Source organism: Paracandidimonas lactea, assembly GCF_021653995.1.
GTDB lineage: Bacteria > Pseudomonadota > Gammaproteobacteria > Burkholderiales > Burkholderiaceae_B > Allopusillimonas > Allopusillimonas lactea.
Window position 1 is genome coordinate 1 of sequence record NZ_JAJJOZ010000002.1, and the last position, 14,849, is coordinate 14,849.

General features: G+C 60.1%; 14 protein-coding genes. 9 read left to right on the top strand and 5 right to left on the bottom strand.

Annotation, left to right across the window (positions count from 1 at the left end):
* Window positions 1-38 precede the first annotated feature (38 nt).
* The 5 genes from LOL23_RS03925 to dnaA form a co-directional block, all read right to left on the bottom strand.
* Window positions 39-716: a TnsA endonuclease N-terminal domain-containing protein gene (locus LOL23_RS03925; RefSeq protein ID WP_237173202.1), complete on the bottom strand. Its 678-nt coding sequence runs from the start codon at window positions 714-716 to the stop codon at window positions 39-41.
* A gap of 227 nt (window positions 717-943) precedes the next feature.
* On the bottom strand, window positions 944-1,207 hold the full coding sequence (locus tag LOL23_RS03930) for a helix-turn-helix domain-containing protein (protein ID WP_237173203.1): 264 nt from the start codon (window positions 1,205-1,207) through the stop codon (window positions 944-946).
* 484 nt (window positions 1,208-1,691) lie between these two features.
* Window positions 1,692-4,142: a DNA topoisomerase (ATP-hydrolyzing) subunit B gene (gene gyrB, locus LOL23_RS03935; RefSeq protein ID WP_160977484.1), complete on the bottom strand. Its 2,451-nt coding sequence runs from the start codon at window positions 4,140-4,142 to the stop codon at window positions 1,692-1,694.
* 108 nt (window positions 4,143-4,250) lie between these two features.
* On the bottom strand, window positions 4,251-5,360 hold the full coding sequence (gene dnaN, locus LOL23_RS03940) for a DNA polymerase III subunit beta (protein WP_160977486.1): 1,110 nt from the start codon (window positions 5,358-5,360) through the stop codon (window positions 4,251-4,253).
* A gap of 2 nt (window positions 5,361-5,362) precedes the next feature.
* Window positions 5,363-6,799: a chromosomal replication initiator protein DnaA gene (gene dnaA, locus LOL23_RS03945; protein WP_160977488.1), complete on the bottom strand. Its 1,437-nt coding sequence runs from the start codon at window positions 6,797-6,799 to the stop codon at window positions 5,363-5,365.
* Between the two features lie 284 nt (window positions 6,800-7,083).
* Between dnaA and rpmH the strand changes: the two genes are divergently transcribed.
* From rpmH to LOL23_RS03990, 9 genes are all read left to right on the top strand, one after another.
* Entirely contained in the window at window positions 7,084-7,218 is a 135-nt protein-coding gene (gene rpmH, locus LOL23_RS03950; RefSeq protein WP_160977490.1) for a 50S ribosomal protein L34, read from the top strand.
* 52 nt (window positions 7,219-7,270) lie between these two features.
* The gene (gene rnpA / locus LOL23_RS03955; RefSeq protein ID WP_160977492.1) at window positions 7,271-7,651 is read left to right on the top strand and encodes a ribonuclease P protein component; all 381 of its coding nucleotides are present in this window, start codon (window positions 7,271-7,273) and stop codon (window positions 7,649-7,651) included.
* Window positions 7,648-7,914 (top strand): membrane protein insertion efficiency factor YidD, encoded by a 267-nt coding sequence (gene yidD, locus LOL23_RS03960; protein WP_237173204.1) that lies wholly within the window; start codon window positions 7,648-7,650, stop codon window positions 7,912-7,914. Before rnpA ends, yidD begins: the two co-directional genes overlap by 4 nt.
* Before the next feature lie 118 nt (window positions 7,915-8,032).
* The gene (gene yidC / locus LOL23_RS03965) at window positions 8,033-9,715 is read left to right on the top strand and encodes a membrane protein insertase YidC (protein ID WP_160977496.1); all 1,683 of its coding nucleotides are present in this window, start codon (window positions 8,033-8,035) and stop codon (window positions 9,713-9,715) included.
* Between the two features lie 395 nt (window positions 9,716-10,110).
* Complete coding sequence (locus tag LOL23_RS03970; RefSeq protein WP_160977825.1) at window positions 10,111-11,265, top strand: ABC transporter substrate-binding protein; 1,155 nt, start codon at window positions 10,111-10,113, stop codon at window positions 11,263-11,265.
* Window positions 11,266-11,324: 59 nt separating this feature from the next.
* Window positions 11,325-12,245, top strand: coding sequence for a branched-chain amino acid ABC transporter permease (locus LOL23_RS03975; RefSeq protein WP_160977498.1), 921 nt, complete (start codon window positions 11,325-11,327; stop codon window positions 12,243-12,245).
* Between the two features lie 32 nt (window positions 12,246-12,277).
* Window positions 12,278-13,264 carry a branched-chain amino acid ABC transporter permease gene (locus LOL23_RS03980; protein ID WP_160977500.1) on the top strand — a complete coding sequence of 329 codons (987 nt, stop codon included), beginning with the start codon at window positions 12,278-12,280 and terminating at the stop codon, window positions 13,262-13,264.
* Window positions 13,261-14,004: an ABC transporter ATP-binding protein gene (locus LOL23_RS03985; RefSeq protein ID WP_160977502.1), complete on the top strand. Its 744-nt coding sequence runs from the start codon at window positions 13,261-13,263 to the stop codon at window positions 14,002-14,004. The genes LOL23_RS03980 and LOL23_RS03985 overlap by 4 nt, the downstream gene beginning before the upstream one ends.
* Window positions 14,001-14,711, top strand: coding sequence for an ABC transporter ATP-binding protein (locus LOL23_RS03990; protein ID WP_160977504.1), 711 nt, complete (start codon window positions 14,001-14,003; stop codon window positions 14,709-14,711). The genes LOL23_RS03985 and LOL23_RS03990 overlap by 4 nt, the downstream gene beginning before the upstream one ends.
* Window positions 14,712-14,849: the final 138 nt, after the last annotated feature.

The following is a 14,849-nucleotide window of genomic DNA, read 5'->3' on the forward strand; positions in this document are numbered from 1 at the left end:
CGACAACTTGCAGCACCGGCTGAGGAACCTGTTTTACTTTAACCCAACAGCCTCCGCGATTTCCGGTTCGATTCACCTCCATAGTTAAGTGAGACCCGAGTGGACGAGGCCAACGGCCTCGTTAGGTCGCAGGTCAAGTGCCCACTTGCGAGCAGGTCGAATGCGCAAACACCATACGGCTTCAGCATCACGTTGACCTCGTGAATGCTAGGGTTCTGTAGGGCGGCGAGATGCGGCAGCAGGCTGTCTAGCCACGTATGCGTGGGTGCGTGTGGTAGCAGCTCCCTATAGGCGAGGCGCAAATTACAGAGGCGTGGTTCTTGACGAATTGATGCCTCAGTGAGGATGCTGAATGATTGGTACGTTCGTTGCATATGCGCGTTGATCTGGCTGTATTTCTCCTCTATTTCTGCACGAGCCAGAATGGTCGAATGCTTGATTTCGACAAGCACGGTTTCGCCGGTATCAAGCTGCAGTTCGAAATCCGGGAAATATTTAGCGATGCGGTTGTTAGCCACGTAGCTTATTTTTTGAGGCTGTTCGTTGTATGCCATGACCCGTGGCGACATCTCAAACAGGTAGCATGCTTCTAGTTCTAAGAGACCCTCGTGGTGGATCATGCGGCCATTTTTTTTGCTAGGAAATTTGCCTCGGACAATGCCCCCAGAAGGGGTGATCACCGTGCGTGATCGCGGTTTTTTGGATGTGTTGGGCATATTTCTGCTCCAGTTTTTAAGTAAAAGAGTCCCCTGCGCCCAGGCCGACCGTGCAGGAAGGAGGCGCAACGACACCCGCCCTGCGCTTAGGCGCAGAGAAACGAAGTGTTACGTTTCGGGGATTTCGGCTTGACTTAAGCCCTGGGAAGCAGCAATACTGTATTTACCAGATGCAGTAGTGCTTCTTCCGAGAAGCAAAAGCCGAGCGACGAAAGTGGCTCGGTTTTTTATTTCTCCGGTCGGTTCTCCTCCTTTGAGCTACGGCGAGCACCCTCAGGGCGCGGTTGTGGCAGCTCTTTATAGCGATCCGGCCAGAGCCGCTGTATGTCAGCTCCGACCACCTCGGCGATGTAAGAGGCCACGCGCTGCGAGCGGCTTCGGTCATGGATCACATCGTTGACAACAGCGCGACTGACCCCAAGCTTGCGGGCGAGGCTGACCTGCGTATGCCCGGCACGCCGTATGCGATAGATCAGTTCGATAGCGTCCATATGCATGTCGGGATCGAGCAGGTTGTGGAAGTTTTGAGTCTATGCAATATAGGAAAAACGTACAAGTCATAGACTATCAAATAGCAAAAATCGATAGCTAATATGAGTTAAATTAACTCATACACAAAATGTTCTTGCCGAATTTTTATATTAAAAATCAATAACATAGATTTTCACTGCATAGCCAGACTTCATAATGGCGTAAACAGTGTTTGCTCGTCTCCTACTCATATTTTGAAACGATATGTTTCTCAAAGGGTTGGAGTCATCCCCTCCTGAGTTTTTGACATCTGGGAAGACGGCTCGATTGGCTGCTTGTTTGGCAGGGCGAATACCTTGACGCACACCGCCAAAAAGAAACGGGCTCCGCTGTAAGTATCGGAGCCCGCTTGCAAATCTGCACTGCTACAGATTTTTCACTAATTATGGGAATCGATTTTCATTAATTGTGGGAATTTTTCATTAATTATGGGAATCGACACCATCAAACATCAATATTCCCCGCCTGCAGTGCATGTGCCTCGATAAACTCCCTCCGAGGCTCGACCTGGTCGCCCATCAGTGTGGTAAACACCTGATCAGCCGCGATGGCGTCCTCGATCTGCACGCGCAGCAAGCGGCGCACGGTCGGATCCATGGTGGTTTCCCAGAGCTGCTCGGGGTTCATTTCGCCCAGGCCTTTGTAGCGCTGCTTGCTGATGGCGCGTTCGGCCTCGCCGCGCAGCCATTGCATGACTTCGCGGAAGTCACCGACTGACTTCTCTTTGCGCTTGTCGCCTTCACCGCGGGCGATGACGGCGCCCTCGCCCATGAGACCGTGAAAGGTTTGGGCGGCGCGGGCCAGCGCGGCGTAGTCGGCGCCGCGGACGAACGTGCGGTCGAAGATGCTGACGCGCACGTTGCCGTGGTGGATGCGGCTGAGTACCAGGCGCCATGCATTGCCTTCTTCATTGGCCTGCGACGCCACCGAAACGGCGTTGGGCTGGGCTGGGTCGAACAAGGCTTCGTGCAGGCGCTTGGCGCAGGCTTCGGCCGTCTCGGCGCTTTCCAGATTTACTTCGACGCCTTCGGCCATGGCCGACAACGCGGCCAGGTCAAGGTGACGCGACAGGCGGTTGATGACGGAATCGGCCAGCACGTACTGGCGCGCCAAGGCGCCCAGGGCATCGCCGGTGATGGGCTCGGCGCCTTCGCGCGTGACGAGCGAGGCGTCTTTGAGCGCTAGCTCGAGCATGAATTGTGCTTCTTCCGCGTCGTCTTTCAGGTAGCGCTCTTCGCGGCCGACTTTGACCTTGTACAGCGGCGGCTGGGCGATATACACGTGGCCGCGCTGGACCAGTTCGGGCATCTGGCGGTATAGCAGCGTCAACAGCAGGGTGCGGATATGCGCACCGTCGACGTCGGCGTCCGTCATGATGATGATGCGGTGGTAGCGCAGCTTGTCGATATTGAAATCAGGCCCGATGCCGGTGCCCAGTGCGGTAATCAGCGTGGCGATCTGTTCACTGGCGATCAGGCGGTCGAAGCGGGCTTTTTCTACATTGAGCACCTTGCCGCGCAACGGCAGAATGGCCTGGAACTTGCGGTCGCGCCCCTGCTTGGCGGAGCCGCCGGCCGAGTCACCCTCTACGATGTAGATTTCGCACAGCGATGGGTCTTTTTCCTGGCAATCGGCCAGCTTGCCGGGCAGGCCGGCGCCTTCCAGCACACTCTTGCGGCGCGTCATTTCGCGCGCACGGCGGGCCGCATCGCGCGCACGGGCGGCTTCGATGATTTTGTTGCACAATGCCTTGGCATCGTTGGGGTGTTCCAGCAGCCAGGTTTCCAGCGTGCGGGCCACGGCTTCCTCAACCGCGGGGCGCACTTCGCTGGATACCAGCTTGTCTTTGGTCTGGCTGCTGAACTTGGGCTCGGGCACCTTCACCGACAGCACGCAGGCCAGCCCCTCGCGCATGTCGTCGCCTGTGGTGTCCACCTTGGCCTTCTTGGCCAGCTCGTTATCAGTGATGTATTTGTTGATGACGCGCGTCATGGCCGCGCGCAGGCCCGTAAGGTGAGTGCCGCCATCACGCTGCGGGATGTTGTTGGTGAAGCACAGCACAGTTTCGTTGTAGCCGTCGTTCCATTGCATGGCTACTTCAACACCGATCGTGGTATCGCCCACCATGGATTCGGTGGTCACCGAAAACACGTTGGGGTGCAGCACCGTTTTGCTGCGGTTGATGTATTCCACAAAACCTTTTACGCCACCCAGAAAGGCAAAGTTTTCTTCCTTGCCCGTGCGCTCGTCAACCAAACGCACCTTGACGCCGTTGTTCAGGAAGGACAGCTCGCGCAGGCGCTTGGCCAGGATATCGTAGTGGTATTCGATGTTCTCGAATATCTGTGAATCGGCCAGAAACTGTACACGCGTGCCGCTGGCCTCGGTGGTGCCGGTTACTTTCAGCGCCTCGACGCGCTCGCCACGGCGAAACTCCATCTCGTGTACCTGGCCGTTGCGCGAAATGGTGAGCCGCAGCCATTCGGACAGCGCATTCACGCACGAAACGCCCACGCCGTGCAGGCCGCCGGACACCTTGTACGAGTTGTGATCGAATTTGCCGCCGGCGTGCAGCTCGGTCATGACGATTTCAGCGGCGCTGCGGTGGTGCTCGTCATCTTTGTGGATGTCGGTGGGGATGCCCCGGCCGTTATCGCTGACCGAAATGCTGTTGTCAGCATGGATGGTAACCACGATATCGTCGCAGTAGCCCGCAAGCGCTTCGTCGATGGCGTTGTCGACCACCTCGAAAACCATGTGATGCAGGCCCGTGCCATCGGACGTGTCGCCAATGTACATGCCCGGGCGCTTGCGTACCGCTTCAAGGCCCTTGAGCATTTTGATGGAATCGGCGCCATAACCGGTAGCGGCGGCGTTCGTGTTTTGATCTGACATAGTTTTGAGAAAACCTTATATAAGCCTTGCGGGTGCCCGAACTTCGATCACACGGGCGGCGGCGCCGGCGGGCAGCGAGGCCAGCCGGCATGCGGGCTGACGCGCCCGCTAGATGCGCATTGGCATCACGACATACTTGAACTGGTCGTCGTCGGGCGCGGTAATGAGCGCCGATGCGTTGACGTCGGGTTGCACCGACCAGCGCACTTCTTCCGTCTTCACGTTGCCCAGCACATCAAGCAGGTAACTGACGTTGAAGCCGACATCCAGGCCTTCATAGGCGTAGTCGATGTCGATTTCTTCCTGAGCCTCTTCTTGCTCGGCGTTGGAGGAGGATATTTTGAGCTGATTGTCTGACAGCTGCAGGCGCACGCCCTTGAGCTTGTCGGTGGTGAGAATGGCGGCGCGATGCAGCGCACCCTGCAGCACATCGCGGCCAATGGTGAAGTGGCGCGTGTAGTTGCTGGGGATCACACGGGTGAAGTCGGGAAACTTGCCTTCAACCAGCTTGGACACAAGCTCGACATCGCCGAAACGGAAGCGGATCTGGCCAGTGGCCACGTCGATGGAGACAGGGTCTTCGGTGTCGGACAGCAGGCGCTGCATTTCCAGCACGGTCTTGCGGGGCACGATGACATCGTGCTTGGTGTCGATGCCTTCGACAGCGGTGCCGTTGTGCGCCAAGCGGTGACCATCAGTGGCGACGGCACGCACAAAGCCGGGCTCGAATACGAACAGCAGGCCATTCAGGTAGTAGCGGATATCCTGCTGCGCCATGGCAAAGTGCACGGAGTTGAACAGGTGCTTGAGCGTTTTTTGCGGCAGCGTGAACGAGACATCCCATTTTTCGGGCTGAGCCAAAATGGGGAACTCGGGCGCCGGCATGGTCTGCAGCGCGAAGCGGCTCTTGCCAGCCTGTACGGACATCTTCGCGCCCGATAGCGCCAGCTTCACATCGCCCGCATCGGGCAGCGCGCGCAGGATATCGAGCAGCTTGCGCGCCGCCACGGTTGTCGATTCATTGTCACCGCCCACCCCGAACTGCGCATGCGTCGTAATCTGGACTTCAAGATCGGTCGCGATGAATGCAACATGGTCGCCTTCCTTGCGCAACAGGATGTTGGCAAGAATGGGCAGCGTGTTGCGCCGTTCGACAATACCTGCCACCGTCGAGAGCGGCTTGAGCACTTCATCGCGTGTCGCTTGTACGAGTTGCATGATTATCCTTTGAGGGTTTGTTCCAGTACATGAAGAGCGTGATTCAGCTCGGCCTGCTTGGACCGGGCGTCGGCGATTTTACGCACGGCGTGCAGAACCGTGGTGTGATCGCGCCCGCCGAAGAGATCGCCGATTTCCGGCAGGCTTTTTTGGGTGAGTTCTTTGGCCAGGTACATGGCAACCTGCCGCGGCATGGCAATGTTTGCCGGCCGGCGCTTGGAATACATGTCGGCCACCTTGATCTTGTAGAAATCAGCGACTGTCTTCTGGATATTCTCTACCGTGATCTGGCCGTTGGACACCGACAGCAGATCCTTCAGCGCTTCTTTGCAGACGTCGACGGAAAGCACATCGCGGCCATGAAAGCGCGCAAAGGCGGACACCTTGCGCAGTGCGCCTTCGAGTTCGCGCACATTGCTGCGCAGATGCTTGGCAATGAAGAAGGCCACTTCTTCGGGCATGCTGATGCCTTCGGTTTGCGCCTTGTGCAGCAAGATGGCCACGCGCATCTCGAGCTCGGGTGGCTCGATCGCCACTGTAAGCCCCGAATCGAAACGCGAGATCAGACGGCTGTCGATGTTGGCGAGCTCCTTCGGATAGGTATCAGAAGTAATGATGATCTGCTTGCGCTGGGCCACCATGGCCTCGAAGGCGTAGAAGAATTCTTCCTGCGTGCGGTTCTTGCCGGCGAAGAACTGGATGTCGTCGATGAGCAGCAGGTCGAGCGAATGGTAGTACCGCTTGAATTCGTCGAACGCCTTGCGCTGGTATGCCTTGACCACGTCGGATACGTATTGGTCTGCGTGCACATAGCGCACACGCGTGCCGGTGCCATTGGCCACCAGCGCATTGCCGATGGCATGGATGAGGTGGGTTTTACCCAGGCCCACACCGCCGTACAGAAACAACGGGTTGTACGACACGCCCGGGTTTTCGGCCACCTGCAGGGCGGCCGCGCGGGCAAGCTGGTTGGCCTTGCCAGTAACGAAGTTTTTAAAGGTGAGGTCGGTATTCAGGCGCGAGCGGTCGTGCACGGCTTCGGCGGCCGCGGCAGCTGCGGCAACCGCCCCCGGGCTGGCGGCAACTTTGGCGGCTGCGGCTGCGGGTGTTGCCGCAGCCGCCTGAGCAGGCGCAGCCGGCGCCGGGGCGGCGGGCGCACGCACGGCACCCGCTCGCGGGGCCACCGGCGCACCGCCAGTGGCCAGCTCGAACTGCACCTGTACCGGACGCGAGTACCAGTCTGTGGCCAGGCGCTCGATTTCGTGGGAAAAATTCTTGCGCACCCAATCGAGCTTGAACCGATTGGGCGCAGACACACGCAGCACCGCCTCGGCTTCATCGAAAGCCAGCGGTACCAACGGGCGTATCCAGGCGCTTATTTGTTGTGGAGGTAGATCCTGCTCCAACTGGTGAACGCAGGACTGCCAGAATTCATTCATGTCGGTCACTTCAGTAAACCTCGATTCTACCCCGTCGAAGCCCAAGTTATCCACAAGCCGCACCCCACGCCTGACGCTTTTGACACGCCGTTTGGCCTCTAACCATTTGACAAAACTATAAAAAATTGATGAAATGGCGGGCTTGACACCGAATTTTCAACCCCACGGGGCCCGACAGGGGCTGCAGGGGCGCCACCGCATAGGCCGGCACATTGGCCAGGGCGCACTTTCAGGCCTTACCTTACCGTTGCGCTCCGGGCCGTTCTTTTTACCTGGATCAACCCATGAAACGCACATTCCAACCTTCTGTTACCCGCCGCAAGCGTACCCACGGTTTCCGCGTCCGCATGAAAACCCGTGGCGGGCGTGCCGTTATCAATGCGCGCCGTGCCAAGGGTCGCAAGCAGCTTACGGTCTAAGCCTGCCGCCGCCCCTCAGGCCAGCCGGCCGTATGCTGCCGGCTCTGCCGCGTTGATGCGCGCCACATTTCCTCCTGCGGCACGCCTGCATCGCCCCTCCGAGTATGCGTCAGCCCTCAAAGGCCGGCGTGTTGCCAGAGGGGCTTTGTTCGTTGTAACCACGCCACGCGGCACGCCGGCCCAATCCGCCACAGGGGCCGAGCCTCAGGCACGCCTGGGCATGATCATTGCCAAGCGCTTTGCCGTGCGGGCGGTTACTCGCAATGCCATCAAGCGTGTGCTGCGCGAGGCTTTTCGCCACAAGCAGCACCGGCTTGGGGGCATTGACCTGGTATTCAGGCTGCATACGCGCGTGGCGCCGGCGTCACTTGCCGAACTCAAAAAGCAAGTGCGCGCCGAGGCCGACGCACTGCTCGACAAGGCATGCCAATGACACCGCTGCAAACGCTGCTGGTCGCACCGATCCGGTTCTACCGATACTTTCTCAGCCCTTGGGTGGGGCATGGGTGCCGCTTCACGCCTACGTGTTCGGCGTATACGATCGAGGCCATCGAAACCCATGGCGCCGCCCGCGGCGTGTACCTGGGGGCGCGGCGCATCGCCCGCTGTCATCCGTGGTGCCAGGGCGGGCTCGATCCCGTCCCGCCGGCAAAAGGGTTGTTCACGCAAAGCCGGCATGGCCAAGACGCCCCCTGAACGCCGGTTCGCACAACGGCACGGGTCTTTATCCACACCCTGCCCCGCTCAAGCAGGATTCAGCCGGGCTACGTTAAACTGTTGAGCTTTTGCTCGGCTTCAATTCGAAACAGGCGCTATGGAAATCCGACGCACCATCCTCTGGATGATATTCTCCTTCTCGCTCTTGCTGTTATGGAATAACTGGCAAGTGCATAACGGCAAGCCATCGCTGTTCGGCGGCAACCCGCCTGCAACACAGCAGGCCGACAGCCAGCAGGCGGCCACCCCGGCAGATACCAGCGTGCCGGCGCCCGCAGCGGCCGTTGGGCCCACGGCTGCCAATGTGCCCGGCGGCAACGGTACGCAGACGGCGCAGCCCCAGGCAGAAAAAGTCAACATCAAAACCGATGTCTATGACCTGACCTTCGATACCCTGGGCGCGCAACTGGTCAAGGCCGAACTGCTGAACTATACGGCGCCTGGCAGCAAAGACCAGCCCATGGTGCTGTTCGACAACGTTCCGTCCAACACCTATCTGGCCCAGACAGGCGTCATCGGCGCGCCACAGGGTGCCAGCTACCCCACGCACCTGACGCCGTTCACCCTTGTTTCGCAGGGCCGCAGCCTTGAGGGCGACAAGCTCGACGTCGTATTCGAGGCACAGTCCGATGGCCTGCGCGTCGTCAAAACATACACGCTGCGCCGCGGCAGCTACGACATCGACGTGCGCCACGACATCTACAACGTCGGCAGCCAGCCTGTCTCGCCGTCGCTGTATCTGCAACTCACGCGCGACAGCAACGATCCTGGCGACAAATCCGCGTTCTACAGCACGTTCACCGGCCCCGCACTCTATTCGGCCGAAGAAAAATTCCAGAAGATCCCGTTCAAGGACATCGACAAGGGCAATGCCAGCTATGTCAAACAGGCCGACAACGGCTGGATCGGCATGGTGCAGCACTACTTCGCCTCCGCCTGGGTGCCGAAGGAAGGCGTAACCCGCCACAACGAAGCCCTGCGCCTGTCCAACAACCTGTATGCCATCCGCACCATCGAGGCGGTCGGCACGATCCAGCCGGGCCAGCACATCGCCGTGGACAGCAGCCTGTGGGTCGGCCCGCAAGACCAGAAAGCCATGAGCGCCATCGCGCCGGGGCTCGAACTGGTTGTCGACTACGGCTGGCTCACCATCATTGCCAAGCCACTGTTCAAGCTGATGACCTGGATCCACAGCCTTCTGGGCAACTGGGGCTGGACGATCGTCGTACTCACGCTGCTGATCAAGCTGGTGTTCTACCCGCTGTCGGCCGCCAGCTACCGCTCTATGGCCAAAATGAAGCAGGTGGCGCCGCGCATGCAGGCGCTGCGTGAAAAATTCGGCGACGACAAGGCCAAGCTGAACGCCGCCATGATGGAGATGTACCGCACCGAAAAGATTAATCCGCTGGGCGGCTGCCTACCCATGGTGATCCAGATCCCGGTGTTCATTGCACTGTACTGGGTGCTGCTGGGCAGCGTCGAAATGCGCGGCGCGCCGTGGGTGCTTTGGATCCACGACCTCTCGGCCCGCGATCCCTGGTTCATCCTGCCCGCCATCATGATGGCCACGATGTTCCTGCAGATCAAGCTCAACCCCACGCCACCCGATCCCACCCAGGCCAAGATCATGATGATCATGCCGCTGGTGTTCGGCGGGATGATGTTCTTCTTCCCGGCCGGCCTGGTACTGTACTGGTGCGTCAACAACGCCGTGTCCATCGCGCAGCAGCGCTACATCATGCATAAGCTAGACAAAGAAACGGCCGCCGCATCACGCTAAACCACCACTGTGCGCACCCTGGTTTAAAAGGGCGCGCACAGGTATCGTGCAGCACCAAAGCCCCGCGCAATGAACCGCACCCCTCCAGGGGATCAGTTCACAAATGCGCGGGGCTTTGCGCATTATGGGTTATTCCCGATACCGGGCGCTTTAGGCTTCCTGTAACGTCCCCAGACCAGTCTTGAAGCCGCCAGCGGGGGATTGCCCATGGGCATCGCGGCGGGTTTCAAGCGTGTGCCCAGACATCGCAACAACAAGCCGAGCACCGCCGCAGCGGCGCAAAAGGAGACACCATGGCCACATCTTGTGCCTGTAACCACAAGCCGCACACTTCCGCGAGCCTTCACACAAGCCCGGCGGCTACACCCCGCCATCGGCTGCTCGCACCGGGCGCCATGGCGGCGGCGCTGCTATGCGGCGCACTGGGGGTAGCAGCCCCCGCAGCGGCGCAAGACCCCATTAAAATCGGTTTCATTGCCACCATGTCCGGCCCCGGCGGCGCGCTGGGGCAAGATATGTACGACGCGTTCATGCTGGCCATTGAGCAAAAGGGCGGCAAACTAGGTGGCGTCCCGGTTCAGGTGATCCGCGAAGACGACCAGCTCAAACCCGATGTGGGCGTACAAGCCGCAACGCGCCTGCTCAAGAGCGAACACGTGCAGATTATCACCGGCGTTACGTTCTCCAACGTAATGATGGCCATCCACAAGCCCATCACCGATGCGGGCGTGTTCCTGATCGGCTCCAACGCCGGCCCGGCGCCCATCGCCGGCAAGCAGTGCTCACCCAATTTCTTCTCTACCTCGTGGGACAACGACATGCTGCATGAGGCCGGTGGCCAACTGGCCACCGACCTGGGCTACAAGAATATGTACGTCATGGCCGCCAACTACCAGGCTGGCCGCGACGCGGTGTCTGGCTTCAAGCGCGACTACACCGGCACCGTCATCAACGAGGTCTACACGCAAGTCAATCAACCCGACTACTCGGCCGAATTGGCGCAACTGCAGGCGGCCTCACCCGACGCCGTTTACGTGTTCTACCCAGGCGGCATGGGGGTTAACTTCGTCAAGCAATACCGTCAGGCGGGCCTGCTGGGCACGGTGCCCCTGCTATCGGCCGCCAGTATCGACGGCTCCACCCTGCCAGCGCTCAAGTCGATTGCCGTGGGCGCTATCACCAGCGCGCCTTATGCGCCCAATATCGACAACCCGCAGAACAAGCAGTTTGTGGAAGCCTTCGTAAAAGCCTACAAACGTCAGCCCTCAATGTATGCGGCGCAATCGTATGACGCGGCCAGCCTGATCGATTCCGCGCTTGCGAAGGTCAAGGGCGACCTGAGCAACAAGGATGCCTTCCGCGCAGCCCTCAAGCAGGCCGATTTCCAATCGGTGCGCGGCAGCTTCAAGTTCGACTCCAACCACTTTCCCGACGCCCCCTTCTACCGTGTAGACGTGGTAGACGGGCCGGACGGCGCAGTGCTGCAGGCATCCACACCTATCAAAATCGCAAAGCGCGCCAATTTTGCCGCGCAATGTGACATGAAATAACGCCAACCCCGTAGGCGGCCCGTGTGCATTGGGCCGTCCGCGCAACGCGGAGGCCAGGCTTGAGCCCTGCCCTATTCTTTATACAGACGCTCAATGGCCTGCAACTGGGCGTGCTGCTGTTTCTCATGGCGGCGGGGCTGACACTGGTGTTCGGCATCATGAGCTTCGTCAACCTGGCGCATGGCTCGCTATATATGATGGGCGCGTTTTTCGCGGCCTCGCTGTACAACTACACCGGCTCATTTCTGCTGGCGGCTGTTCTGCTGATACCGGCCATGGCGGTCTTGGGGCTTGTCATCAACCAGATTGCGCTGCGCAAGCTATACCAGCGCAGCCACCTGGACCAGGTGTTGGCCACCTTCGGCCTGATCCTATTTTTCAATGAAATCGCCCGCATGATCTGGGGGCCTTCGCCCTACTACATGGAAGTGCCCGAATACCTGATCGGCACGGTAAACGTGTTGGGCGTGCGCTACCCCGCATATCGCCTGGTGGTGATCGCTGCGGGGCTGCTGGTGGCGCTGGGCTGTTACCTGCTCATCCACCGTACGCGCATCGGCATGCTGATACGCGCTGGTGCGACGCACCGCGCCATGGTGGATGCCTTGGGCGTGAACATCAACCTGCTCAATGCGCTCCTGTTTGCCCTGGGCGCCATCCTTGCAGGCTTCGCGGGCTTGCTGGCGGGGCCGATTATGTCGGTGCAGGCCGGCATGGGCGAGCCCATCCTGATTCTGACCATGGTGGTGATTGTGATCGGCGGCATAGGCTCCATACGGGGCGCATTCTATGCGTCGCTCATCGTGGGGGTGGTCGACACCCTTGGGCGCACGGTGCTGCCCGCCGTACTTCGCACTATGCTCGAGCGCAGTGCGGCCGATGTCGCAGGCCCTGCGCTGGCTTCCATGATGATTTATCTACTGATGGCCATCGTGTTGGCATTACGGCCCGAAGGGCTGTTTCCGGTACAACGGCATTGATGCCTCGATTGATGTATTGCGTTATGCGCCAAATGATAGACCGGTTTTGCCAGTTGCCCCTCGCCACCCGAGCGGGGTTGTTTTTGCTGTTGCTGCTCGCCTTGGCCCCCGTGTTTGCACAAGATGAACCCTTCGCCATCACACTGCTCACGCGTATTCTCATCTTTGCCTTGGCGGCGCTGTCCCTCAACCTGATCCTGGGCTACGGCGGCATGGTGAGCTTTGGCCATGCGTTGTTCCTGGGCCTGGGTGTATACAGTGCGGCAATCCTGAGCCACCACGGTATAGCCAGCGGCTGGGCGCACTTGTTGGTAACGCTGGCCGTGTGCGGCGCTGTAGGGCTGATTACCGGTTGCATAGTGCTGCGCACGACAGGCATTTCCTTCATTATGATTACGCTGGCCTTTGCGCAAATGTTCTACTTTCTGTTCGTCAGCTTGAGCCAGTACGGCGGCGACGATGGCATGCGCCTGGCGGCAAGCAGCCGCTTCGGTGGCCTGCAGTTGGGTGATGGCCCGGTACTGTATCTCCTTACCCTGGCGCTCGTGTGCGCCGCCCTGTATGGCTGCCACCGCCTCATCCATTCCCGTTTGGGCATGGTGCTGCGCGCCAGCAACAGCAACGACAAACGCATGCGCGCGCTGGGCTACCCCACCTTTCGCTACCGCTTGGCGGTTTATGTACTGGCCGCAATGATATGCGGCGTGGCCGGCCTGCTGTATGCCAATCTCACGCAATTCGCCTCGCCGTCTTATATGTCGTGGACAACGTCAGGCGAACTGATCGTGATGGTGATGCTGGGTGGCCTGGGCACACTCTTCGGCCCCGTGTTCGGCGCCGTGGCGATGATTCTCGCCGAGGAAGGCCTGAAAGCCGTCACTGACCACTGGATGGTGATTTTCGGGCCACTGATCGTGATTGTGGCCCTCGCCAGCCGACAAGGCTTGGTGGGCCTGCTGGCAGGGTGGGAGCACCGCCGCCGCGCGCGAGCACCACTGGACGGGAGGCGCCGCGCATGAGTCTGCTTTCTGTACGCCAACTGCGCAAGCGCTACGGTGGGCTGCAAGCCACCGACTGTGTCGACCTGGACATTGCCACCGGCGAACTGCACGCCATCATTGGCCCCAACGGCGCCGGCAAAAGCACACTGATCGGGCAACTGGCCGGAGAACTGCGGCCCGACTCGGGCACCATCACACTACAAGGCAAAGACATTACACGAGAGCCGGTCGAACGCCGCGCATTGCTTGGCCTGGCGCGTTCATACCAAATCACCTCTGTCTTTCCGGAATTCACTGCTCAGCAGAATGTGATGTTGGCGGTGCAGGCGCACCAAGGCCATAGTTTTCGTGCCTGGCAGCCTGTGGCGGCTCAGCCGTCGCTCACGGGCCCCGCGCAGGCCATGCTGGAAAGGGTAGGCCTGGCGCACCGGCGCGACACGCCTGCCGCCGATCTCGCCCATGGCGAGCAGCGCCAGCTCGAATTGGCCATGGTACTTGCGGGCGAACCTCGCCTGCTGCTCCTGGACGAGCCCATGGCCGGCATGAGCCAGGCGGAGTCAGCCGACATGACACACCTGCTGCAATCGCTCAAGGGGCGCTACGGCATCGTGTTGGTGGAGCACGACATGGATGCCGTGTTCCGTCTTGCCGACCGCGTATCCGTATTGGTGTATGGCCGCATCATCGCCACTGGCGATGCCGCCTACGTTCGCAAGCACCCCGACGTGCGAGCCGCCTACCTGGGAGATGAGGCATGACGGCGCTGCTTGCGGTGCGCGGCATCGATGTTTTCTACGGCGCGAGCCAAGCCCTGTTCGGCATGGATTTCGAGATCCGCGAAGGCGAGTTCGTGACACTGCTGGGCCGCAATGGCATGGGCAAGTCCACTAGCGTCAAGGCCATCGTCGGTTTTATGGCGCCCGCCGTTGGTGGCATCGACTTTGCGGGCAAGCCCATCAACGGCCTGCCACCTCATAAAATTGCCCGTGCCGGCATTGGCCTGGTACCTGAAGGGCGGCAGATCTTCCCAACACTGACCGTGCATGAGAACCTGGTGGCTACCGCGCACAACAGGCAGCGCCTGGCTCGCCCCTGGACGACGGAACGAATCTATGCCCTCTTTCCCCGCCTGCGGGAGCGCGCGGGCCAATCGGGCAGCACGCTGTCCGGCGGCGAGCAGCAGATGCTGGCCATCGGCAGGGCGCTGATGACCAACCCGCGCCTGCTGATCCTGGACGAAGCCACCGAAGGGCTGGCGCCCCTCATCCGCCAGGAAATCTGGCGCTGTCTGGCCGAGCTCAAGCAACTGGGCATGACAATCCTGTGTATAGACAAAAACCTCGGGCCCTTGCTGCGGCTGGCGGATCGCCACTACATCGTTGAAAAGGGACGCGTGGTATGGCGGGGCGCATCCACAGAGCTTGAGGCGCAAAAGCCTGCACTACAGGCGTATCTGGGGGTGTAAAACCAAACATGCCATGGAGGGCAACAATGCGTATACGTCGTCAAGGCATGCTATGCACACGCACGCCATCGCTTATAAGCCTTACATATCGCAGGCGATGGTGTCGTCCCAGTGTGCTCCGGGGGCCATAAGGTTTGG